Genomic DNA, 24,633 nt, shown 5'->3' with positions numbered 1-24,633 from the left:
TCCTATTCTAAACTTAAAACTTTGAATGCTTAATAATTGTCTTAGTGATAAAGGTACTGTAATATTTAGAACCCTTAATATTCGGATGAGTATGGTCATCATAAAACCATTTAGGATGATTCTTTGAATATGAATACCAGTCAATGACTATAAGATTATGATATCGTTTTGCACCTTGCTTTAGCAAATCATTTACTGGTCTTTGCCAATCACGAGTTGGTACATGAACATTGATCCAAAATACTTTTCGTTTAGGTCCAACTTCTTGCATAATCCTATTTAAATCATCCATTGAAAATGGGCCATTCGTACCTAAGCCAATCAGCACGTTGTCGGCTAAGACACCCTGTCTCTTATAACTATCTAACAAACCAAAGGCCACATTTAATTGACGAGATACTGCGGCGTCAATCAAAGCTTTAGGCATTAGCTGCTTAAGATCATTGCTTGATCCTGCCATGACGGAATCCCCGATCGCAGTTACCTGAATTTTTTGTGCTAATTCCAAATCAAGTTGAGAAATACCATATTTAACATATGATTGATTAACTGGATTACTTTTTGCTTTCTCAGCCGCTTCTTTTATAATTTTTGATTCATTTTCTTTTTGTTTTTTCTGCTTTTTCTGCTTTTTTAACTTTTCAATTAATTTAGCATTATCTGACTTTTGTTTTTTAGCGTTACGATTTATTCTTTGCGCTAACTGACTTTTATTAAAATCTTCTGCTTTAACATGAAGAGAAATCGCAATAGCAATGCTGCCAAATATTATCACAAATGCGGCTAATACGGCTTGACCTTTCTTCACATAATTTCTAGCTTGCATATCGAAAACATGAGCAAAATATTGTTTGGTCTTCTTCCAAGTAATCTTACTCATTGGCCGCTCGATTAAACGGTATGTTATTTCACTAATAGTTAAAATTAAAATCAATTCAATGATTCGATACATGACGGGATGATCGCCCAGGTTATTAATTTTAGATTCAAAGAAAATCATTACTGGGAATTGATAAAGATAAATGCCATAACTTCTTGAACCGATCCAATCAAAAAGCTTATTAGTCATAATTTGATTCCAATGACTGCTTGGATGTGCAATTACTCCAGCAAAAATGCACACAATCAATGAAAATAGCAGCATCCCACCACAATATGCAAATGCTTGTTGTGGATTCATCGCCTTAGCAAAATACATTACCAAAAGCAAAATAAAGGAAACAAGACCTACTAAGTCTAATATGATTCTATCTTGCTTTGGCACTTCTGGATTTAACACCTCTACTGGCCAAATAACAGCTAAAGCGGCTCCCAATCCTAATGAGAAAAATCGAGTATCTGTTCCGTAATAAATTCGATTAATGTCAGTTTTAGTTAAATATAATATTGCCATTTCTAATGCTGACAAAAAAGATAGCGCTAATAAGAAGTAAAAAATTCGTTTCTTCTTTTTAACTAATTTGACTAACAAAAAGATGACTAACGGCCATATTATATAAAATTGTCCTTCGATGGACATCGTCCACAAGTTCGTAAACGGCGATTCATTATTGGCAAAACGTTCAAAATAGCTTTGACCATTATTTATTTGCCAAAAATTAAAGACATTTAGCAAATTAGCAAAAACAATTTGATTTAGTTTAGCTAATAAATTCCTTTGAAAAAGAAAAATATATGTTGCGCTTATCCATAATACTGCAATTAATTGCGGATAAAGTCTCTTAATTCTATTCAAATAAAAATGGCGATTGTTATAAGAACCAGTTTGATCATATGAATTAAGCATATGATCGGTCACTAAATAGCCTGACAAAACGAAAAAAATCGGCACTCCTAGATACCCGCCGATAAAAGAATTAGGATCAAAGTGATAAAGTATTACCCCTATAACTGCTAATGTTCTAAGTCCAGAATATCCTGTAATAAACCGATTTCTTCTCATATTCATTTCTACCCTTATTGCACGAATTCAAAGACAAATTTGCCGATGGCGACATCGTCACCATTAACTGCTCCCTTTTCACGCAATGCATCATCAACGCCTAATCTCTTAAGACGTCTTGCTAAGCGCATAATTCCGTCTTGGTGATCCAAGTTAGTCATTTGAACTAATCTTTCTAACTGTTCGCCCTTAACAACAAATTCGTGTTCTCCAACTTTTTCAATAGTAAATTCATTCTTTTGTGGTGCCTGATACTTGTATTCCTTGGTCTTTTGTACAACCTTAGGCTCTTCTTCTGCACGCTCTTTTTCTACTTCTTCAACAAGCGTTGCAGTATCATTCATAAGCTTATTGACACCTTTATGAGTTACACTGGAAATTTCATAAACAGGTTCATTGTTTTCCTCTTCTTTTAACGCCTTCTTAAATGCGGCAAGCTTTTCTTCCGCACCAGGAATATCCATTTGAGAGGCAACAATTAGTTCTCGTTTTTTGGATAAATCTGTTTCGTAATTTTTCAGCTCGTTTTTGATGGTGTGATAGTCTTCAATTGCTTCACGACCATTATTAGGGTCCATTGACACTAAGTGCAAAATTACCTTAGTTCTTTCAACGTGACGCAAAAATTGAATACCAAGTCCTACGCCTTGGCTAGCTCCTTCAATTAAACCTGGCAAATCGGCCATTGAAAAGTCACGACCATCTGGTAGAATTACCATTCCCAAGTTAGGAGTTAAAGTAGTAAATTGGTAGGCTGCAATCTTTGGCTTAGCCTTAGTGGTTACTGACAATAAAGTAGATTTACCCACTGATGGGAATCCTACTAAACCAACATCAGCCAAGAGCTTTAACTCAAGACGTAAAACTCTGTCTTCACCAGGTTCACCATTTTCTGCAATTTCAGGAGCGGTATTTACACTCGTAGCAAAGTGAATATTACCACGGCCACCGCGGCCGCCTTTTGCTACTACTAACTCTTGGCCCTTTTCAACTAGGTCGCCAATTAATTCACCAGTATTAAAATCATAAACGGTTGTCCCCACAGGCACCTTCAAGTAGAGGTCCTTAGCTGCACGACCATATTGGGATTTTATTCGACCATTTTCACCACTATCGGCTTTAAACTTGCGTCGGTAACGGAAATCCATTAAAGTACGCAAACCACTATCTGCAACAAAAATAATGCTGCCGCCGCGGCCGCCATCACCGCCTGCTGGTCCGCCATTTGGAACATATTTTTCATGGCGGAAAGCCACCATGCCATCGCCGCCTTTTCCGGCTTGGACTTCAATTTTAGTCTGATCAACAAATGTAGGCATGTTTATCTCTTCCTTCCGTCTCAATCTAACTTTTATACTATACCACACAAATACGCTCAACAGCGCGAATTCTGGGTTTTACAACATTAATTTTACAGTTTGTGCTTGGGGTAATGTCAACCCTGCTGCACGCAAATCATCCACTGATGCTTCTTTAATTTTCTTCAAGGAACCAAACTTGCGCAATAACTTATTCCGGCTCTTGGGTCCAATTCCCTTAATTGAATCTAACCGGCTAGATAAAGCATTTTTAGCATGTCTTCTACGGTGAAAAGTGATGGCAAAACGGTGAACTTCATCCTGAATTCGAGTCATTAAATAAAAGCCTTCAGATTTTGGATTCAACGGTATTAGTTTTAATGGCACGCCGTTAATCGGATCACCAAACAGCAAATGGTTAGTCCGGTGTTTGTCATCCTTTACCATACCCGCTACCGGAATATTTAAATTAAGCTCATTACGCAAAACATCCTCACAAGCATCAACCTGAATTTGACCACCGTCCATCAAAATCAAATCTGGCATCTTCTTATGTTCGCGCAATAAACGACCATATCGACGGCGAACAACTTCACGGGTATTGCGAACTTCATCGCCTCCGTTTTGATGTTCAACTTCGCCTTTTAACTTATATTTACGGTAAGCCGTTTTATCAGGTTCTCCATCTTTGAATACTACTAAAGCAGAAACTGGATCTGCTCCTTGAATGTGCGAGTGGTCAAAACTTTCAATAATGTGGCCATATGGCAAGCCTAGTGCATCGAAGATTTCTTTTTGGGCACCTTTGGTCTTACGGTTGCCTAGTTCTAATAATCTAAACTTATCGTCTAACTTCAACTTAGCATTGTCTTTAGCCATATCAAGCAAGGACTTCTTTTGACCACGCTGAGGAGTTCTAACCGGTACTGTTAAAACCTCTGCTAAAGTAGCATTATCAAATCCTGCTGGAATCAATACTTCTTTAGGAAGAACACGGTTTTTTTGACCATAAAATTGCACAATAAAAGAAGTAAAGGCGTCTTCTGGATCAGTGGTGTCAGTCAATGGAAACATGCGCGTCTCACGCCGCAATAATTTGGCCTGACGCAAGAAGAAAATCTGAATAGAAATCCATGATTTATCAACATAATAGTTAAAAATATCACGTTGAGTATTATCATTAGAAATAATTTTCTGCTTTTCAACAGTTTCTTCAATATATTTTAACTGATCACGTATCTCCGCAGCTCTTTCAAATTCAAGCTGTTCAGAAGCCTGCTCCATTTTTTGAGTTAAATCTTGCTTAACTGCACCGATATCTCCATTCAAAAAACGTTTGATCTTTTTAATCTGCTCATCGTACTCCTTTTGAGGAACCTTTTTAAAGCAAGCACCTAAGCATTGCCCCATATGATAATAAAGACATGGGCGTCCTTGATAACCATGACAGCGTCTTAATGGAAAAACTTTTTGAATAAACTTCAAGGTAGCCTGTGCAGCATAGACATTGGGATAAGGCCCAAAATAGTAGCCACCATCTTTACGTACAATACTTGTTAAACGTGTCTGAGGATCATGTTCCCGTGTAATTTCAATATACGGATAGCCTGTCCCTTGCTTTAATTGCACATTGTAATATGGTTGGTATTTCTTGATTAAAGTAATTTCTAATAAAAAGGCTTCTTTGTCTGTAGAAACAGTAATGATGTCATAATCTCTAATTTCACGAACAAGTTCTGCCCTTCGTCCTACTTGTTTGCTTTTAAAATAAGAACGTACTCTATTTTTTAGATTTTTAGATTTGCCAACATAAATAACCGTACCATTAATATCTTTCATCAAATAACAGCCCGGTTTCTCTGGTAAAAGTTTTAATTTATTTTCAATTAATTGTGTTGCCATTATTCTCATCCTAACAAAAATTCGTATGTAATAGTGTACCACAGCTTTTTTAAGAAGATATTAACTTTGCTCACAAGCCATAGCTATTTATATCAAAATTTGCTAAATTAAATGTACATTGTTATAGAAATATAGAGGATACATGATGACTAATTTTGTTTTTGACTTAATCAACCAATTTGGCTACATGGCCATCAGTTTTCTAATTGCTATCGAAAACGTTTTTCCGCCAATTCCTTCCGAAGTAATTCTTTCTTTCGCTGGCTTTGCTACACACCACTCACAAATGACAGTTGTGGGAACAATTATTGCCTCTACTATTGGTGCAGTACTTGGAGCCTTAATTTTATACGGTGTTGGTTGGTTCCTAAATGAAGAGCGTTTAGAACGCATCCTAGATCACAAAGCGTTCAAAATGCTTGGCTTTAAAAGAGGAGATGTACAAAAGGCCATTAATTGGTTTGATAAGTATGGCACAGGCGCTATTTTCTACGGACGCTGCATCCCTGTCGTACGAAGCTTAATCTCTATTCCAGCAGGAACCGCAAAAGTAAAAATGTCTAAGTTCTTAATTTACACTACCTTAGGAAGCTTAGTCTGGAATACAATTTTAGTAGCTTTAGGTTCATACATGGGAGAAAAATGGCAAGTTATTGTTACTATCTTTGAAGAATACTCTTTAATCATTGCCGGCTTAAGTGTGGTCACAACGATCTGCTTTTCATTCAAGTGGTACAAACAAAAAATTAAGAATTAACACAAAAAGTCCTATTTATTGCAAAATAGGGCTTTTTATTCTTCAAAAAATTAAAAATATAATGTAAAATTAATCTAACTTTATTTTAAGGGATGATGTAATGAGATTTAATATTTTCAGAAAACAAAGCATTCAAAATTATCTAGGTAAAGATATTAAATTTGCCAAGACAATGAATGCAGTAGACTTAATGTCCCTCGGGGTAGGTGCTGTAATTGGTACTGGGATTTTCATCTTACCAGGAACAGTAGCAGCTACCCTAGCCGGGCCAGGTGTAAGTTTATCATTCGTAGTAGCTGCTATAGTTTGTGCGCTTGCAGGGATGTGTTACGCCGAATTTGCTTCAGCTATTCCAGTTGCTGGTAGTGCCTATTCATACGGGAATATTGTGTACGGTGAATTTGCCGGCTGGATTATCGGTTGGGCTTTAATTCTTGAATACATGCTCTCTGTAGCTACAGTAGCCGCTGGTTGGTCCTCTTATTTCAGCTCTTTTATTAGTCCATTCGGCCTCAAAATTCCCCATGCCGTTTCAGGGCCAATGGATCTAAGTCATGGTGTTTATTTTGACCTAGTGTCCGTTTTAATCATTCTCTTGATCAGTATTTTGCTTTCTCGAGGAATGAAAAATTCAATTAAGATCAATATCGTAGCAGTATTTATCAAAATTGCTATTATCTTAATTTTCATCTTTGCCGGCTTACACTTTATTAAACCAGCAAATTATCATCCATTTTTGCCATATCATTTTTCAGGCGTAATCAAGGGAGCAACCACGGTTTTCTTTGCCTTTCTTGGATTCGATGTAGTTTCTTCTTCCGCTGCCGAAGTTAAAAATCCTAAGAAAAACATGCCACTAGGAATTATTGGTACTTTAGCAATTGCGGCTCTGCTATACTTTGGCGTATCAATTGTCTTAACAGGAATGGTTAACTATACCAAATTAAACGTTTCTAACCCTGTTGCTTTTGCTTTACAATACGTTCACCAAAATTGGGTGGCAGAATTGCTGTCATTTGGGGCAATGCTCGGAATGGCTACTATGATGTTGACTATGATTTATTCAAGTTCTCGTTTAATTTATGCCATGGCTAGAGATGGCCTGCTTCCAACTACTTTCAGCAAGTTAGACAAAAAACACAATTCTCCTCAAAACGCATTAGTAGTAGTAACTATTATTATTGCTCTTGGTGCAGCATTCTTCTCAGTAGATCAATTAGCTAACTTGGTTAACTTCGGTACTCTTTTTGCCTTTACGTTAGTATCTTTCGGTATTTTAAAACTAAGAAAAAGAACAGATATTACCAACGATGGCTTCAAAGTTCCAGGTTATCCATACTTACCTATTATTTCTAGTTTAATCTGTATCTTTATGATTTGTCATTTAAGTTCTGAAGTATATCTAATGGCTGTCATTTGGCTAGTAATTGGAACTGTTATTTACTTTGTCTACGGCTACCATCACAGCCAACTCGATCACGACTAACATACCCAAAATTATGTAAAATAAAAACAGCAATTTCAAAATTGCTGTTTTTTATATTGTCTTTAATTAATTTGATTGATGGCTTTGCCATCCTTAAAGAAGGATAAAACATTATTGGCTGCTTCTTTAGATAAATTAAATCTAGCAACATGAGTAGCTGAACCAACATGTGGAGTCATAATTACATTGTCCATCTCCACTAATTCTTGTCTAGGATGTGGCTCTTTTTCAAAGACATCTAATGCTGCACCAGCAATTTCATCATTCTTTAAAGCAGAAATCAAAGCGTCACTATCAACTAAAGAACCGCGAGCTACATTGATTAAAAATGCAGTGTCCTTCATTTGTTTAAACACATCGGCATTAATAATGTGGTAAGTTTCATCGGTTGCAGGAGCATGTAAACTTAAGAAATCAGCATTCTTAATTAATTCATCAAAGTCAACATACTTAGCATCAAGTTCTGCTTCAATTTTTTCATCAAGTTGATGACGATTATGATAGATAACCTTCATCCCCAATGCCTTAGCAAAACGAGCAACTTGCTGACCGATTCTACCCATGCCTAAAATTCCCAAGGTTTTGCCTTCGATTGAATAGCCTTGATTATCATATTCATCAGCATTTAAAAATACGCCTTCACGTAAAGTATGATCATAGTAACGAATTCGACGTGCAGAAGCTAAAATCATTGTTAGAGCTAATTCAGCAGTTGGACGCAGAACACTTTCAGGACAATTTGAAACTACAATTTCGTTTTCCTTTGCATATTCCGTATCTACATGATCAAAGCCAACACCATATGTTGAAATTATTTTTAAATTTTTGGCTGCGTCGATCATTTGCTTATCAAAAATCATCTTAGCAACAATTACACCATCATATTCGGCGATATGATCTAAAACCCATTGGCGATCATCATCTGGACGATGACCTACAGGTCCAATAGTTATATCACATACTTCTTTTAAGTCTGTCAAGGCGTCGTCTCTTAAGCCACCTAAAACTAAAATTTTTGCTTTACTCATCTTTATTAACTTCTATTTAAGTATTCTTTTCTTAAGTCAAGATACTACTAATTTGTTTAAATTAACATCTATTTTGCAAATTTATTAATTGCAAGAGCTACGCCATCATGATCACAATCAGCGGTTACGGCATCGGCATGCTCTTTAGTATAATCAACTGCATTGCCCATTGCCACTCCGACACCAGCATATTCTAGCATGGGTGCATCATTTGCCTGATCACCTAAAGCCATAACATTTTTGGGAGCGATTTTCAAATAATCGCACAGTCTTCTTAGTCCAGCCCCCTTATCAACTCCGGCTGCAGTCGCTTCATAATAAAATGGCTCAGTTTTAGAAAAAACTACCCGATCCTTCATCTTTTGAAATAATGGACTCGTAATTTTACTATCTAAGTAATCTGGATCATCAATATACATACATTTAATAAGTGGAATGTGGCGCATCTCTTCTTGAGTTCGATAAGACACTTCTAATTTAACTACACGCGAATTATAAATTGTATAATGTCCTAAATCTCGATTAGCTGTGTAAATTCGATCTAGGCTTACGCTGTGAAAATGCAAGTTCAATTTACGTGCAATTGCTTCAAGATCAATATAATCATCATATTTCAAGCCTTGTTTGAAAATAACCTGACCATTGGTTGATTCAACTACTGCCCCATTAAAACTGACCACATACTCATTATCTTGCTTATTTAAGCCTAGTTCATCTAAATACCACTGTGCACCAGATAGAGGACGACCTGTACAAATAACTATTTGTTTACCTTCATCTCTAGCAGCCAAAACGGCTTTTTTAACTGCTGGCGTTATTTCTTTTTTAGAATTAACTAAGGTCCCATCAATATCGATTGCTATTAATTTTATTTCGTTCATTTTTCTTTCTTAAAATAAATAAGTATCGTTTATCGCGATACTTATTAAACAGCTACATTTTGGTCATTCTCCTTGAGCTTGACCAATTTTTTCATATCCTCATCACTAATTTGAAAATTGATATTCAAATTTTCTTTCATTTCCGCAACATTATCGCTCTTTGGCAATACAATGCATCCAAGTTGTAAATCAAAGGCTAACATTAATTGAGCCGGACTTACATTATATTTCTTCGCATATTTATTTTCGGATCTTTAAGTAATCGTCCATGTGCTAATGGTAAATAAGCTTCAATTTTAATATCCAAATCATTGCAATATTTCATCAAATCCATTGGTACCTTATTAATATGGACCTCAATTTGATTAACTACAGGCTTTATCGTGCCATTATTGACAATATTTGCCACGTCTTCTTGCAAAAAATTAGATACGCCAATTGATCTAACCTTACCTGCTTTTACAGCTTCCTCCATTGCACGCCAATTTTCTAGATTTCCTTCAAAATGGCGGTCGTTGGTTCGATTTACTTCAATCCAAGGTTTTGCGGTGAATGAATAAGCAATAAATCAATATACTCCAAGCTAAAACGGTCTAAGGCTTCGTCTATCGCTTCCTTAGTACCTTCATAGTCTTTAACCGCAGTTGGCAACTTAGTTGTTAAAAATATATCACTACGTTCAATATCGGAGTTCCAAATACCTTTACCGACTCCCCTTTCATTGCCGTAGTCCTTGGCAGTATCAAAGGCACGGTAGCCAACATCAATTGCCTGGCGTACTGTTTTTCTAACATCATCATTATTGATTAACCAAGTTCCCAATTGAATTTGAGGAATTTCTACTCCGTTATTAAGCGTCAAAGTCTTTCCAAATTTCACACTTTCACACCTCTATACCTTTGTTTTAGATGTCTCTACTTTTCAAAAATCAATCCATGAATAGCTTTTTACTTCCATGCTATATTTAGCATACATCAAAGTATAATCAAATCCTATACATATATTTATTTTTTCGTATGGGTTTCAACATCTTTTTCTTCAGCTTAAGCATTGATATAAAGCAACTATTATAGCTTTATTATTTGCTTAGCTAAAGTATATATAATATACAAATATAGTTATAAAAAAAGAAAGAGCTGATTTACGTTTCATCAACTCTTTCTCTTCAGTCTCTTAATTCCCACAACCTATAATACTATTTTTAAATATTTAAACAATCTAGTAAATTAAGATGTTATTTTTGAGATGTTATTTTTACCAGCTAAAAAGTAAGGCATCTAAAGCACTTGCACATAATTTCATGCGTTATTTTACAAAGGTGTTACATTATCCTTCAAAATAATGTGTATATGAATATTATTTGAGCTTATCGGCGATCTTTTTTATTAAACCCTTCGCAATTGCCTGCTTAGACATCAATGGCCATTTATCTATCCTTGTATTGTTTTGCTCTAAAATAACGACTTGGTCTTGATCATTACCAAAAACATTCTTCGAAACATCATTGGCTACAATCATATCTGCACCCTTACTCATTAATTTCTTTTGTGCGTTTTTAAGTAAATCATTCGTTTCCGCTGCAAAGCCAACTACTACTTGATTTGCCTTTTTATGACGCGCGACTTCACGCAAAATATCCTTAGTTTTTACTAGAGTTAAAGATAAAGTATTTTGCTCAGGATCTTTCTTTAATTTATGGTCGGCCACCTTTGCCATTCGCCAATCTGCTACCGCTGCAGCCATAACCAAAGCATCCCCCTGCTCAAATTCTCTCTTCACTGCAGTTAACATCTCTTCACTACTTGCTGCATGAATCAATTCAATATTGCCTGCCTTAGGTAGTTCAACTGAAACATTGCCATAAATCAACTTTACTTGTGCACCAGCATCTGCTGCTTCTTGGGCTATAGCAATCCCCATTTTTCCACTTGAACGATTGCCAATAAAACGAACTGGATCGATTGCCTCTTGTGTTCCACCAGCTGTTACTATGACTGTTTTATTTTTCAGGATCTTATTTTGATTCAAGATATTCTCTACCCAAGCTGTAATTTCTTCAGGTTCAGGCATTCTGCCTTTAGCAACATAACCTTCAGCAAGCATCCCTGTGGCTGGTTCCATTACATGAACGCCATCTCTTTTTAAAAGTGATACATTGCGCTTGGTTGCAGGATTATTCCACATTTGATCATTCATAGCAGGCACAACTAATTTAGGTGCTTTTGTTGCCAAAATAGTTGTACTAGCTGCATCATCTGCAATTCCATTAGCCATTTTACTGATAAAGTTTGCTGTTGCAGGGACAACCAAAGCTAATTGACTCCAACGCGCTAAGTGCACATGAGGGATGCTAGCCTCATTTTCTTTTTCCCATAAATCATCTAAAACCGGATATTTTGTTAAAGCTGCCAAAGTATTAGTCGTTACAAAATGCTCTGCATTTTTGGTCATCACTACCCAAACATCATGCCCTTGTTTTTCTAAATTACGAACGACTTGAACAGCTTTATAAGCCGCAATTCCGCCTGTTAAATAAACTGTTATTCGTGTCATTTCTTTTGTTCCTCTTCTAAAATCATTCGTTTTCATTTTATCTCATTCCAGAAAATAGTAGAATAATTTATAGGGGTTAGATTTTGGAGGATAAAATAAAAAAGTGAGATTCATAGCAAAGATAATAGTTTCTTGTCTATTATTGATTACCCTTTCATCCTGTAGTTTTAATAAACAAGCAACTTCATATCCCAAGGTTAAAACAATTAAAGTAGTTGACGAACCGATTTTTCTTAAAAAGCCTCAAATTAGCAAAATGATTCCTTATTCACCATTAAGATTAAAAGATTTATCTACCAAAAAAACGATCTATATTAATCCAAACCAAATTTTGGAGCATTCAAAGAAATGACTAGGTTCATTTCTTTTTTAATTTGCATATAAAAAGGTTGTCATATATAAATTGGTCCTATAAAATTTAAGTAATACAGAAAGGAACTTCATATATGCCAAATTTATCTAATGATTTAAATTCAATTATTAACAAAAGACTTAATAATTTATCTGCTTCAAAAATTCGGGCATTTGATCAAAAGGTTTCAGGTATCCCTAGTATTATCAAATTAACTATCGGTGAGCCTGACCTTGCTACACCTGAACATGTTAAGCAAGCGGCCATCGCTGATATTCAAGCTGATGATTCGCACTATGCTCCTCAAGCCGGAAAGCCGGAACTTCTTGACGCCATCAGCAACTATCTTGACCGTTCAATCGGTGTTCATTATGATCCAAAAAGCGAAATTTGCGTTACTGTCGGAGCTACTGGTGCTTTAAACGATGTATTTATGACCTTGTTAAATCCTGGTGATAAGATTTTAGTACCTACTCCTGTATGGGCATTATATTTCCAATTAATTAAGATGACTGGTGCAATCCCTGTTCAGATTGATACTAAGAAAGATGGCTTTATTTTAACCCCTGAACATTTGCGTCATGTTTTAGAGGGTCGTGGTAAAGGCGCAAAAGCAATCATCTTAACTGATCCATCTAATCCAACCGGCCGTGTTTACCCAGCAGAGACATTGAAGGCTTTAGCTGAAGTTATTAAAGAATATAAGATCTTCTCTGTCACTGATGAAATCTACGCTGAATTAGTTTACGGCAATGCCGAACACCATTCACTTTCAGAATATATTCCTGAGCACAACATCCTTATTTCAGGTTTATCTAAGGCATATGCAATGACTGGTTGGCGTTTAGGTTATATTGCTGGTCCAAAGCAAATCATGCAAAGCATTCGCAAAATCAATGCCTTTTTAGTAACCTCAGTAACAGACAATGTTCAAATGGCTGCTGTAGAAGCTTTAAATAATGGCCAAGATAATCCAATTCAATCACGCAAGATTTATGAAAGTCGCTTGCAATTTATGCAAACTGGTTTGGAGAAGTTAGGCTTTGAAATGGCCACTCCACAAGGTGCCTTTTACATCTTTGCCAAGATTCCTGAAAAATATGGTACTGATGATGAAACCTTTGCATATGAATTAGCTCAAAAAGCAAAAGTTGGTGTTACCCCTGGCCGTTACTTTGGTAAAGGTGGCGAGGGATACGTTCGACTTTCCTACGCTTCATCAACTGAGCAATTACAAGAAAGTCTTCGTCGAATTACTGACTTTGTTAATAACTTATAAATCCATACTAAAAAAGAGCGATCCAACGATCGCTCTTTTTTATTTGTCTTTTATTCTACTTATTCCAAGTTGAGTTTTCTTTAGCATCTTCAGCGGCTAAATCTTCAAGACGCTTTTCAGCTGCCTTGACACTATCTTCATACTTAGCTTCAACTTCAATACCCAAGTCATTCAATTGTTGATCTGCAACTGGAGCTGGAGCGTGCATCATAGGTTCTGAAGCACTAGCATTCTTAGGGAATGCCAATACGTCACGGATGTTGTCCTTATCAGCAAGCATCATAGCGAATCTGTCAAGACCGATTGCCAAACCTGCGTGAGGTGGGAAGCCCATGTCTAAGGCGTCAAGCAAGTAACCGAATTGTTCATAAGCACGCTTTTCAGTAAAGCCTAATGCCTTGAACATGTTTTCTTGGATTGAACGCTTGTGGATACGGATTGATCCACCACCCATTTCGTCACCGTTCATTACGATATCGTAACTACGAGCATGTGCCTTGTGTGGTTCAGTAGTCAAAAGTTCTACACCCTTGTCGTCTGGCATAGTGAATGGGTGGTGAGCTGCTACCCAACGACCAAGACCTTCATCGTATTCGAATAATGGCCAGTCAACAACCCAAACAAAGTCGTAAACGCCCTTTGGAATAATGCCAGTTTCCTTAGCAAATTCACGACGAAGGTGGTTCAAACTGTCACAGCAGACCTTCCACTTATCAGCGATGAATACAACTAATTCTCCGCCTTCAAGATCGAATTCTTTCTTCAAAGCTTCCTTGTTTTCGTCAGTTAAGAAACGAGCAACAGGACCTGAGAATTCGCCACCTTCAAACTTAACCCAAGCTAAGCCCTTTGCATGGAAACGCTTGATGAATTCTGCCTTTTGGTCGATTTTCTTACGTGAGTATTCCTTAGCACCATTCTTAACAGCGATACCCTTAACAAAACCGCCATCAGCGATTGCACCTGAGAAGACTTTGAAGTCGCTGTCCTTAAAGATTGGGCTCAAGTCATGAATAAGCATACCGTAACGAGTATCAGGCTTATCACAACCGTACTTGTTCATTGAATCGGTCCATGAAATACGCTTAATTGGAGTCTTAAGGTCGATGCCCTTAACGTCCTTCATAATCTTCTTCAAAAGACCTTCAGTGTAGCCTTGAATAGTTTCTTCGTCTGCAAATGACATTTCCATATCGATTTGAGTAAATTCTGGTTGACGGTCACCACGAAGGTCTTCGTCACGGAAACAACGAGCCAATTGGTAGTACTTGTCAAAGCCAGCACCCATGAGCAATTGCTTGAACAATTGTGGTGATTGTGGAAGTGCGTAGAAGCTACCTGGGTAAATTCTTGATGGAACTAAGTAGTCACGCGCACCTTCTGGAGATGACTTACCTAAAATTGGAGTTTCAATATCGATAAAGCCATTTTCATCAAAGAATTCGTGAGTAGCACGCAAAATCTTTGAACGTAAGATAATAGCTTGTTGAACTTCTGGACGACGAAGGTCAAGGTAACGATACTTCAATCTAGTTTGTTCTGAAATTTCAACGCCATTCTTAATTTCAAATGGAGGGTTCTTAGCCTTGTTCAAAACAATAATATCAGTTGCGTCAACTTCAACTTGACCAGTCTTCATGTCAGGATTTACTTCTGAACGCTTAACTACCTTACCCTTAACTTGAAGTACGTATTCATTACCAAGTGAGTCTGCAATGTCCATTAACTTCTTACCAGAGTCCTTGTTAACAACAATTTGTACGATACCTGCACGGTCACGTAAATCGATAAATACCAAGTTACCAAGGTTACGTACACGTTGTACCCAACCATAAAGGTTTACATTTTCACCAATATATTTTTCAGTAATATTGCCACAATAATCTGTTCTTTTTTCGATTTTTTCCATTATTACTAGTCCTTTAATTCTTTCATTACTTTATTCATATCATTAATATCTTCAAGGCTAAGATCAATGGTCTTACCGTCAGCTAAACGCTTAACATTCAAGATGCCATTTTCAAGTTCTTTTTCACCTAAAGTGATTACATACTTGGCACCTTCACGGTCAGCCTTCTTGAATTGGCCCTTAAGCTTCTTCTGGTTAACATCAAAATCAGCTTCAAAGCCTTGCTTACGCAAGCTTCTAGCAATTTCGATAGCCTTTTGAGCAGTGCCATCACCGATATTAGTAATGAAGAAATCAATGCCTTTATTTTCAAACAAAGCTGGATTTTGCTTTTCAAGAACAAGCATTAATCTTTCTTCACCAATACCAAAACCTACAGCTGGAGTTTGTGGACCATTGAATTCTTCAACCAAATGATCGTAACGACCACCACCCAAAATGGTAGTTGCTGATTCCCAAAGACTCTTATCTTCAACCATGAACTCGAAAATAACGCCGGTGTAATAATCAAGACCACGAACCAAATCATCATCAATCACATAATCAATACCTAATTGATCAAGCATCTTCAAGATTGATTCAAAGTTAGCCTTAGAATTATCATCCAAGAAATCACGAATCTTAGGTGCATCTGGTAAGAACTTCTTATCACGATCATCCTTAGAATCCAAGATACGAAGAGGATTATCACGTAATCTTCTTTGAGAATCTTCTGATAATTCGTCCTTAACTGGAGTGAAGTAATTTACTAATGCATCGTGATAATCTTTACGAACTTGCTCATTTCCCAAAGTGTTGATGTGAAGTTGGTAGTTCTTAACGCCCAATTCTGCAAGCAAATCGTGACCCATCATAATGGTTTGAACATCAGAAAGTGGATTGCTTGAACCAAAACTTTCTACACCGATTTGGTGGAATTCACGTTGACGACCTGCTTGAGGACGTTCATATCTAAAAGTAGATTCCATGTAAAATACGTTAAATGGCTTTACTACTTCTGGTGCGTACATCTTGTCTTCAACGTAGGCACGAACTACGCCGGCAGTTCCTTCTGGACGAAGAGCAATATGACGACCACCTTTATCGTTGAAGTCATACATTTGCTTTTCTACGATTTCAGAACTATCGCCGCTTGAACGTGAGAAAATTTCGTAATTTTCAAAACTTGGCGTACGAATTTCACGGTAGTTGGCGCGGTTGAAGAAATTTCTTGCAGTTTCTTCGACCTTTTGCCATGAACCGGATTGTTCAGGCAAAATATCGACTGTACCTTTTGGTTTTTGTACTCTCATTTAATCATCCTTTTTTATTTTGATAACTTTAATAATAAAAAAAGCGCCCTTGAACTAAATCAAGGGCGCTCAAATTAGCACGGTACCACCTTTTTGGTTGCTGCGATTAACGCTCGCCAGACGATCCATTATCTGTTAAAGGTGTCACAGACCGCAATCTATCTGCTCTCTCACCACAATGAGCAGTCTCTTTAAATAGATCTTTGCTAATCTTCATTCTTTGTCATCGATAATTCTTTTTTAGCTTATATTTTTATTGTATTAAAGTCAACCTTTGAAAGCGATTTTCTCTAAAGATCTAACACAATTGTGAATGGACCATCGTTTTCTAAGCTAACTTGCATGTCAGCACCAAACTCACCGGTCTCAACATGGAAGCCATCTTGCTCAAGTTCTTTATTGAAATCTTCCCACAATTCCTTAGACTTAGGTGGACGCATAGCATCGACAAAGCTAGGACGGTTACCCTTCTTAGTGTTAGCCATTAGCGTAAATTGACTAACACTCAAAATTTCACCGCCAACATCTTTCAAAGATAAATTAGTCTTACCATTTTCATCTTCAAAAATACGCATCTTGGCAATCTTATCAGCTGCTTTTTTCACAACTGGAAGTTCATCCCCATTTTTGATGCCGACTAATAACATAAAACCCTTGCCAATTTTACCAACGGTTTTACCGTCGATATTTACTTGAGCATGGTTAACTCTCTGAATTACAACTCGCATTAATTATCTGACCTCTTAGTTTCATAAACATCTGGAATATCACGCAACTTGCTTAAAATCTCATCAAGCTGCTGTGAATTCTTAACTGCAACTGTCACATACATATGAGTAATGTTGTCTTCATTAACCTTACCTGAAATATTATTAATATTCTTAGTAAGTGAATTCAACTTATTAATTACATCACTGAGCAAGTTAGAACGATTGTAGCCAAAGACTTCGATATTCGCATTAAATGATTGAACGCTGTTTTCTTCAACATTCTCCCATTCAACATCAATTAAACGGCCTTGCTCTTCTGCTTCCTTAGTAATATTTCTACAATCGGTTCTATGGATAGTCACTCCGCGGCCTTTAGTAACATAACCGATGATCTTGTCACCAGGAACAGGGTTACAACATTTAGCTAAATGAAGCATCAAATCACTAACGCCTTGAATCATGACGCCATTCTTATGCTTGACCTTCATTGTAGAACTAGAGTTTTTCTTTGGTTGCTCATCTTGAATAGACTGCTGACCAGAATTAAGGATCTTTTCTTCTAATTCTTTTTGCTTTTGCTTCTCATCTTCACGACGCAAGTCAACCGTTAACCGGTTAACTACGGCTTGAGCTGATAAATCACCAAAACCAACTGCAGCATACAATTCTTCCTCAGTATGGTAGTTAAAGTGATCCAACAATTTTTCAACGTGCTCTTTATCCATGAAGTCTTTAGGAGCAAGTCCTTCTTCACGAATCATATTAGCTACCATTTGTTCACCGTGAGTGGTGCTTTCTTCACGGTCTTGGCCTCTGAAGTAACGACGGATCTTGTTACGTGCTCTTGAGGTCTTAACCATATCGGCCCAGTCACGTGAAGGAGTGGCATTAGTTTGCGTCATAATTTCAATGACGTCACCGTTTCTCAACTTGTAGTCAAGTGGAACCAACTTGTTATTTACTTTGGCACCAACCGCATGGCTACCTACTTGGGTGTGAATTGCGTATGCGAAGTCCAAAGTTACAGAACCCTTTGGCAATTCGTAAACTTCACCCTTTGGTGTGAAGACGTAAACACGGTCAGAGAAGATATCACTCTTAACTGACTTCATGAATTCGCCGGCATCTTTAGTTTCATCCTTCAATTCAAGAATTTCACGAACCATGTCTAGCTTTTCACCAGAAGAGCTTTCTTGCACACCAGTGAAGTTACCACGTTTGTATGCCCAGTGTGCGGCAACACCGTATTCAGCAACCTCATGCATTTGTTCAGTTCTAATCTGAATTTCTAGTGGACGACCGCCAGGTCCAATGATAGTTGTATGCAAGGATTGATAGCCGTTAACCTTTGGCATAGCAATATAATCTTTAAAACGCCCAGGCATTGGCTTCCATTCTGTATGCACAGCACCTAAAACAGCATAACAATCACGGACATTTTTCACAATTACTCGGACAGCAAGCAAATCGTAGATTTCATCAAAATCCTTATGCTTATTAACCATCTTTTTATAAATGGAGTAAATATGCTTAGGACGACCATAGATTTCATACTTAATGCCTAATTCATCCAAGGTCTTTCTCAGAGTCTTAATGGTATCAGCGATATACTTTTCTCTTTGACTTCTTTTAACATCCATTAAGTTAACGATGCGGTAGTAAGCCTCAGGATTTAAGTAGTGGAAACTCATATCTTCCAATTCCCACTTGATAGTACCAATACCTAATCTATCAGCTAGTGGTGCATAGATATCCATTGTTTCTGAGGCGATCCGGCGTTGCTTATCAGGACGCAAATGTTGCAAAGTATGCATATTATGCAAACGATCGGCCAACTTAACCATGATTACTCTCAAATCTTTAGCCATCGCAATTAACATTTTACGGTGATTTTCTGCTAAAAATTCTTGGTGAGACTTGTACTCATATTTGTTTAATTTGGTTACACCATCGACAATAAAAGCAACGTCTTCGCCAAATTTTTCCTTTAATTCATCATTGGTAACCGGTGTATCCTCAACAGTATCATGCAAAAAACCTGCAGCAATTGTATCCGGATCTAGGCCAAGCGTAGCCAAAGTTCCTGCAACTTGCGTTGGGTGAATAATATAAGGTTGTCCGGATGCCCGTTTTTGGCCAGCATGTGCTTTATTTGCAAATTCATATGCCTTCTCTACAAAAGCAACCTGATCATCATTCATATACTTTTTACAAGTATCAATCACTTGATCATGCGTCATTTCAATGTATTTAGACATTCTGGTCATCCCTTCTAACGGTAAATATTTTTATTCATTAAGCCAAAGGCTTCAATTATTAGATAAATCAAGCCAAACATTAAATTATATAAAGCAAATTTAGGCAGAATTGCTAAGCAAAAAATGATCGGCAACAATAAAAGCCACCATTTTTTAAGCTTTAATTTCAAGATTAAATTACCAACATGATAAGCGATCAAACTATTAATTATCATAAATAATATTCCCTCACGCCAAACAATTGACACGTGAAGAAGACTTGAAATGTAAGGCAAGATTGCCACTAAAATACTCCACCAGATAAGCGGCATCCATTGATAGGTGTTTAATTTTTTGATTATCGGAATGTTCTTAATTTTATCCCCTATTTTTCTCATTAAAAATTCGTGCCTCTCATCAAAGTTTAATTTAATTGATAATATTTTACCACGATTATTTTTCTTTTCTAGTGATAGCAAGTCCAACCCAACGACCTTGCTTCATGGTAAGATCAATCTTAAAACCATTTTCATCTAATGCTTTTTCAATCTTAGGCAATTGTAAGTAATCAATTCCTGAGAAGATAACCTGTCCACCTTCATTTAAGTGAGCATCCATTTGCGGAATAAGTTCAAGTAAAATTTCAGCTAAAATATTAGCCACGATAATATCAAATTTTCCATTTACATCTGCTAATAAGCTAGTTTTTTGAACACGAATATTTTTAATATCATTTAAAGCTGAGTTTTGTTCTGTGGCGGTCATTGATTCATCAGAAATATCAGTAGCTAAAATGTCTGTTGCACCAAGTTTTGAAGCAGCGATTGCCAAGATACCTGAACCAGTACCTACATCAACTACGCTAATTGGCTTCTTAACGATTGCGCGTTCAAGCCCCATCATTGCTAATTGAGTAGTCTTGTGATTACCGGTACCAAAGGCCAAACCTGGATCAAGCTTAATTAATTGTTGATCCTTAAAGGCAGGCTTATAGTCTTCCCATTTAGGAACAATAGCCAAGTGACGAGAGAAGTTGATCACATGGTAGTACTTTTGCCAAGCCGTGTTCCAATCTTGGTCTTCAATATAAGAGGTAGTAATTTTGGCATCCCCAATATTAAGACCATAGCCCTTAAGTTCTTGCATCTTTTCTTGGAACTTTTTAGCCAATTCATCTTTATCTGCTTCTTCATCAAAGTATGCGTAGAAATAAGTATCTTTAGGCAAATCCTTGATATCGTCCATATCAACAACAGTTGAATCATGTAGCCAGCCAGCTTGTTCAAAATCGCTGCGGTTTCTAGATTCAACACCTAAGGCATTCAAATTATCCATAGCATAAATGCTTAAAGCATCTTCTACTTCTTGACTAGTATCGATTTTAATAATTAATAATTTCATTATAGTAATCTCCTTTTGGGATTTTCTTTGTACAATGCTATCATGATAAAGGTGATAAATATGTCAAAGAAAAAGAATAAAAAAAACAAACTTGAAAAAACTTTAGTTGAAAAGATCTTAGATCAAAATAAGATCAAATATCGTCAAGCTTTATTTGCAGTCACCAAAGATAAAGGTGGCGTTGCACAGATGGACACTTCTATTCTAGAAGACAAAGAGCATTTAGTCTACAAAACGTTAGTCTGTGAAGGAAATAAAACTGGTCCATTAGTTGGTGTTGTTCCAATTACAGAGCACTTAAGCATGAAAAAATTAGCCAAAGTTTCTGGCAACAAAAAGTGTGAAATGCTTCCTTTGAAGAAATTAGCTAAAACTACTGGCTATGTTCATGGAGCTAATACGCCAATTGGCATTTACTTCAAAGAAAAACTACCTATTTATCTAGATGATTCTATGAAAGGCAACGAAGAAATTGCCGTTTCAAGTGGTGAATTAGGTAGAAGCGTTTTCTTAAATCCTGAAGACTTGGCAAGATTCTGTCATGCACCTTTTGTCGATTTAAAAGAATAAAAGCGTTTTCAAATAATTGAGTCATCATCTTCTTTTTATGTTAAACTATTCATGTACCACATATAGAAACATGACAGATATAGAAGAAGATGACTGAATTGAATATATTATTAGGAATTGTTGGTTTTACAGTTGCTATGCTTGCTGCATTTGTTGTTACAGCAGTGGCGATTTCGAATTAACCAAAAATAAAATTGATAACATATTACTGATATAAAAAGAGCAGCTTGATGTTGCTCTTTTTATTTGCCCTCTGTTATTAAATTAAAGTAATTTTTCTAATATTATTTTCTTATGGTTAGTCGACTCGCTTTTTACAGATTATTAGTTTTACAAAAGAATTACAATTATTGAGTATCATTGTTATTTTTTGTGCTAAGTTAAAAGTGTTAAAGCTGATAATAAACGTTATATAACTTTTAATATCTAATCTTTCAAATTTCTAAAATACAAGGAGTTTAAGGAATGAAACATAAAAATGATTTAAGCTTCAACGCTAAACTTAACGGTAAGCAAAAATTTAGTTTTAGAAAATTATCTGTTGGTTTAGCTGCTGTTGCTCTCGGCACTACCTTTTTCTTAAGTAATGGTCAACTTGTTCATGCTGATGTTGAAAATAATACTCAAACTTCAGAGGCAAAAACTGAAGAAGTTGATAGTCAATCTCAATCAACTCCAAATCAAGATGAACATGTAGAAAAAGTTGATCAACCTAGTCAGTCTCAACAAGTAAAGGAAGAAAATAATTCTACTGCAGCTAATGAACAAACTGCTGCAAGTAAAAATGATGAAGCAACTGCTACTTTAAAGATTAAAAAACAGCCTTCATTAACTGATCCTAAATTATTAGCAGAAAATAAAACTCAAAGGAATTTAGATAATTCTACTAAGGTAGAGACTATTTATGATACTTCAACTGAAGACCAACAAAAGCACTCTGTCATCGGTGGTCAAGGTTAGGTCAAAGTTGAAGTTACTAGTCCTGAATTTCAAGATGTTAAAAAAGGGGGATAAATATTCCGTACAATTTGGATCAGTTCAAAACTTTAACTATGATCAAACACCGCTTGCTGATGATTCATCATCTAAATTTGAAATATCAAATAAAGGAAAAGGTCTTTTCGAATTAACTGCAAAAAATAATTATGATCATGGCAAGTTTGACATAACTGCATCTGTTATGCCTAAAGAAATAGTTACAGAAAAACAGAAAAACAAGCACAAACTGCTACTGTAAATGAAGTAATCAAAGGCTACTACGAAATTGGTCCTAAAGCTCAAAACTTTACAGGCATCAGTGATCCTAATGCGGTAGTTCCAGCAAATGCTGAAACAGCATCCCCTAACTACACAGCTTCAGTTTCATATACCAGAACAAGAACCATTGATTTAGTTGAGGATCCTAACGGCACTTCTACTAAATGGTCAGATTGGTCAGTCCAAGACAATCAATCCTTCCCTGCTATCTCATATGATAACGGTATTATTAAGAATCAAATTTCTGATAACTATTACCTGAACAAGAATGGTGTAGTACATATTATTGGTACTGAGGATGGATTTAAAGTTACTGCTGATTCTAATGGTATTTCAGCAATTACCCCATCTTCTGATTTCTTAAGCAGTTTAGTTGCTAAAAACAATAATCAAGGTTCTGCTCAAATCAACGTTTGGATACCTTATACTCTTCATGAAAACATCACTGTTCATTATATTGATGAAGACACTAATGCTGAAATCACCCATAATTCTAATAATAAAGTCGATGCTTCTAAATTGGCTGATCCTCAAAATTATCAAAACGGCATCCCTAATACAACTGTTACAAATCGAACTCAATCAGTTATCGGATACTTAAAAGGATTAGGGTATCAATTTGATAAAGAGGCTACTGAGGGGCAACAATCTAATCATGTAAAATCATTAGGCAATAAGTTCACTTTTAACCTCAGCGAGAAAAACTTTAAAGGTAACAACGGTGTGAATGCATGGAATAGCAAAGATTTGTCCTTTGACAACACAGAGAATCCAAACGATCAGAATTATTACGTTTACCTTTACCATGCAGTTCGCACTGATCACCAATATAAGTCAGTCAAAGAACGCGTATCTTACTACTACGAAAATGGTCCAAAGCAAGGTCAACCTGTTCCAGATCGTTTCCAACCTAAAGACTATGATCTTTACTTTGTTCGAATCCAAGATGTTGATCTGGTTACCGGTGCCAAAAAGGATTGACTAATTGGTCACTTGATGCTAAGAAGACTAGCACTAATAACAATGGTCTTTCATTCAAAGCAATTCCATTTAAAGATCTTTACCAAGAATTAGATGATGGTTATACCATTGATCCTAATGGTAAATTTATCATTACTGATAACACTGGTAAGCATGAAAGTGAACAAGCTCTAATTGTCAAAGGCGAAAATGGTAAAATCAAAGTAATTCCATTTACTAATGATGAAATCACCAACTTACCAGAAAATGGCGTAATTGGTATTCAAGTTCCATATGCTGTAGTTATCCCTACTCCAGGACCAGAACCTAAACCAGAGCCCAAGTCACAACCTAAGAAGCCCGAACCTAAACCAACTCCTAAGCCAACTCCAGAACTAGATAAGCCTGTAACTCCTACTCCAACTAAAACGCCTAAACACAAGAAACGTACTCCAAAGAAGAATCACTCATGGAGTTCTAACCATAATCCAAATGGTGAAAATTTAGACCACAACAAGAAGAGAGACTACAGCTTTAACTACGTTCCAAAGGGCGAAGACTACAACCACAATATTGGACCAAAGGGTCAGAATATCCCTACTAACCAAAGTTTGACCTCTTCAAAAGCAGACCATAACTCTGCTTCCACCAACACTCTTCCAGAAACTGGTGAAAAGAAGTCTAACTTAGGCGTAATTGGATTAAGCTTAGCAGCTGTAGCTGGTTTAATGGGACTTGCTATTAAAAAGCGCAAGGATTAAATAAATAGAGTAGAGGGAGTTTAATTCTCGCCCCTCTCATTGCACCGGACGTACGGTT

General features: G+C 36.5%; 20 protein-coding genes and 1 pseudogene. 8 read left to right on the top strand and 13 right to left on the bottom strand.

Annotated elements, in window-relative coordinates; all coding sequences use genetic code 11:
* Positions 1 to 13: 13 nt before the first annotated feature.
* The 3 genes from CP355_RS00660 to uvrC all read right to left on the bottom strand — a co-directional run bounded on the left by CP355_RS00660 (position 14) and on the right by uvrC (position 5,142).
* Positions 14 to 1,942, bottom strand: a complete 1,929-nt coding sequence (locus CP355_RS00660) for an acyltransferase family protein (RefSeq protein ID WP_025005823.1) — start codon at positions 1,940 to 1,942, stop codon at positions 14 to 16.
* 14 nt (positions 1,943 to 1,956) lie between these two features.
* Complete coding sequence (gene obgE, locus CP355_RS00655; RefSeq protein ID WP_025005822.1) at positions 1,957 to 3,261, bottom strand: GTPase ObgE; 1,305 nt, start codon at positions 3,259 to 3,261, stop codon at positions 1,957 to 1,959.
* A gap of 78 nt (positions 3,262 to 3,339) precedes the next feature.
* Complete coding sequence (gene uvrC / locus CP355_RS00650) at positions 3,340 to 5,142, bottom strand: excinuclease ABC subunit UvrC (protein ID WP_025005821.1); 1,803 nt, start codon at positions 5,140 to 5,142, stop codon at positions 3,340 to 3,342.
* A gap of 145 nt (positions 5,143 to 5,287) precedes the next feature.
* Between uvrC and CP355_RS00645 the strand changes: the two genes are divergently transcribed.
* Positions 5,288 to 5,899 carry a DedA family protein gene (locus CP355_RS00645; RefSeq protein ID WP_098043669.1) on the top strand — a complete coding sequence of 204 codons (612 nt, stop codon included), beginning with the start codon at positions 5,288 to 5,290 and terminating at the stop codon, positions 5,897 to 5,899.
* Between the two features lie 100 nt (positions 5,900 to 5,999).
* Complete coding sequence (locus CP355_RS00640; RefSeq protein ID WP_056945430.1) at positions 6,000 to 7,385, top strand: APC family permease; 1,386 nt, start codon at positions 6,000 to 6,002, stop codon at positions 7,383 to 7,385.
* A 62-nt stretch (positions 7,386 to 7,447) separates the two neighbouring features.
* Here CP355_RS00640 and CP355_RS00635 read toward each other — a convergent pair whose 3' ends face one another.
* The 4 genes and pseudogenes from CP355_RS00635 to coaBC form a co-directional block, all read right to left on the bottom strand.
* Complete coding sequence (locus CP355_RS00635) at positions 7,448 to 8,413, bottom strand: NAD(P)-dependent oxidoreductase (protein ID WP_098043668.1); 966 nt, start codon at positions 8,411 to 8,413, stop codon at positions 7,448 to 7,450.
* 68 nt (positions 8,414 to 8,481) lie between these two features.
* Positions 8,482 to 9,294, bottom strand: a complete 813-nt coding sequence (yidA, locus tag CP355_RS00630; protein WP_098043667.1) for a sugar-phosphatase — start codon at positions 9,292 to 9,294, stop codon at positions 8,482 to 8,484.
* A 44-nt stretch (positions 9,295 to 9,338) separates the two neighbouring features.
* Positions 9,339 to 10,173, bottom strand: a pseudogene (locus tag CP355_RS00625) (aldo/keto reductase).
* Between the two features lie 477 nt (positions 10,174 to 10,650).
* Positions 10,651 to 11,847: a bifunctional phosphopantothenoylcysteine decarboxylase/phosphopantothenate--cysteine ligase CoaBC gene (gene coaBC, locus CP355_RS00620; RefSeq protein WP_056945428.1), complete on the bottom strand. Its 1,197-nt coding sequence runs from the start codon at positions 11,845 to 11,847 to the stop codon at positions 10,651 to 10,653.
* A 446-nt stretch (positions 11,848 to 12,293) separates the two neighbouring features.
* Here coaBC and CP355_RS00610 point away from each other — a divergent pair, with 446 nt between their 5' ends.
* Positions 12,294 to 13,478 carry an aminotransferase class I/II-fold pyridoxal phosphate-dependent enzyme gene (locus CP355_RS00610; RefSeq protein WP_025005817.1) on the top strand — a complete coding sequence of 395 codons (1,185 nt, stop codon included), beginning with the start codon at positions 12,294 to 12,296 and terminating at the stop codon, positions 13,476 to 13,478.
* A 55-nt stretch (positions 13,479 to 13,533) separates the two neighbouring features.
* Here the strand turns inward: CP355_RS00610 and aspS are convergent, their stop codons facing one another.
* From aspS to prmA, 6 genes are all read right to left on the bottom strand, one after another.
* Entirely contained in the window at positions 13,534 to 15,387 is a 1,854-nt protein-coding gene (aspS, locus tag CP355_RS00605; RefSeq protein ID WP_087235584.1) for an aspartate--tRNA ligase, read from the bottom strand.
* Positions 15,388 to 15,392: 5 nt separating this feature from the next.
* Positions 15,393 to 16,679: a histidine--tRNA ligase gene (hisS, locus tag CP355_RS00600; RefSeq protein WP_087176192.1), complete on the bottom strand. Its 1,287-nt coding sequence runs from the start codon at positions 16,677 to 16,679 to the stop codon at positions 15,393 to 15,395.
* A 290-nt stretch (positions 16,680 to 16,969) separates the two neighbouring features.
* Positions 16,970 to 17,407, bottom strand: a complete 438-nt coding sequence (gene dtd, locus CP355_RS00595) for a D-aminoacyl-tRNA deacylase (RefSeq protein ID WP_098043666.1) — start codon at positions 17,405 to 17,407, stop codon at positions 16,970 to 16,972.
* The gene (locus tag CP355_RS00590; protein ID WP_087176194.1) at positions 17,407 to 19,647 is read right to left on the bottom strand and encodes a bifunctional (p)ppGpp synthetase/guanosine-3',5'-bis(diphosphate) 3'-pyrophosphohydrolase; all 2,241 of its coding nucleotides are present in this window, start codon (positions 19,645 to 19,647) and stop codon (positions 17,407 to 17,409) included. The genes dtd and CP355_RS00590 overlap by 1 nt, the downstream gene beginning before the upstream one ends.
* Before the next feature lie 14 nt (positions 19,648 to 19,661).
* The gene (locus CP355_RS00585; RefSeq protein WP_025005813.1) at positions 19,662 to 20,024 is read right to left on the bottom strand and encodes a hypothetical protein; all 363 of its coding nucleotides are present in this window, start codon (positions 20,022 to 20,024) and stop codon (positions 19,662 to 19,664) included.
* A gap of 55 nt (positions 20,025 to 20,079) precedes the next feature.
* Positions 20,080 to 21,027 (bottom strand): 50S ribosomal protein L11 methyltransferase, encoded by a 948-nt coding sequence (gene prmA / locus CP355_RS00580; protein ID WP_087176195.1) that lies wholly within the window; start codon positions 21,025 to 21,027, stop codon positions 20,080 to 20,082.
* A gap of 60 nt (positions 21,028 to 21,087) precedes the next feature.
* Between prmA and CP355_RS00575 the strand changes: the two genes are divergently transcribed.
* From CP355_RS00575 to CP355_RS10340, 5 genes are all read left to right on the top strand, one after another.
* Entirely contained in the window at positions 21,088 to 21,597 is a 510-nt protein-coding gene (locus CP355_RS00575; RefSeq protein ID WP_098043665.1) for an aminoacyl-tRNA deacylase, read from the top strand.
* Between the two features lie 465 nt (positions 21,598 to 22,062).
* Complete coding sequence (locus CP355_RS10450) at positions 22,063 to 22,557, top strand: YSIRK-type signal peptide-containing protein (RefSeq protein WP_233185791.1); 495 nt, start codon at positions 22,063 to 22,065, stop codon at positions 22,555 to 22,557.
* A gap of 34 nt (positions 22,558 to 22,591) precedes the next feature.
* Positions 22,592 to 22,834 carry a hypothetical protein gene (locus CP355_RS00560; RefSeq protein ID WP_143468918.1) on the top strand — a complete coding sequence of 81 codons (243 nt, stop codon included), beginning with the start codon at positions 22,592 to 22,594 and terminating at the stop codon, positions 22,832 to 22,834.
* Between the two features lie 539 nt (positions 22,835 to 23,373).
* The gene (locus tag CP355_RS00555) at positions 23,374 to 23,835 is read left to right on the top strand and encodes a hypothetical protein (protein WP_087176198.1); all 462 of its coding nucleotides are present in this window, start codon (positions 23,374 to 23,376) and stop codon (positions 23,833 to 23,835) included.
* Complete coding sequence (locus CP355_RS10340) at positions 23,832 to 24,575, top strand: LPXTG cell wall anchor domain-containing protein (protein WP_098043663.1); 744 nt, start codon at positions 23,832 to 23,834, stop codon at positions 24,573 to 24,575. Before CP355_RS00555 ends, CP355_RS10340 begins: the two co-directional genes overlap by 4 nt.
* The last annotated feature ends 58 nt before the right edge of the window (positions 24,576 to 24,633 follow it).

It is taken from the genome of Lactobacillus sp. UMNPBX4 (assembly GCF_002554115.1).
In the GTDB taxonomy this organism is placed as follows: Bacteria; Bacillota; Bacilli; order Lactobacillales; family Lactobacillaceae; genus Lactobacillus; species Lactobacillus gallinarum.
The sequence above is the reverse complement of the archived record's forward strand: the minus strand, read 5'-3'. Positions and strand labels throughout refer to the sequence as shown.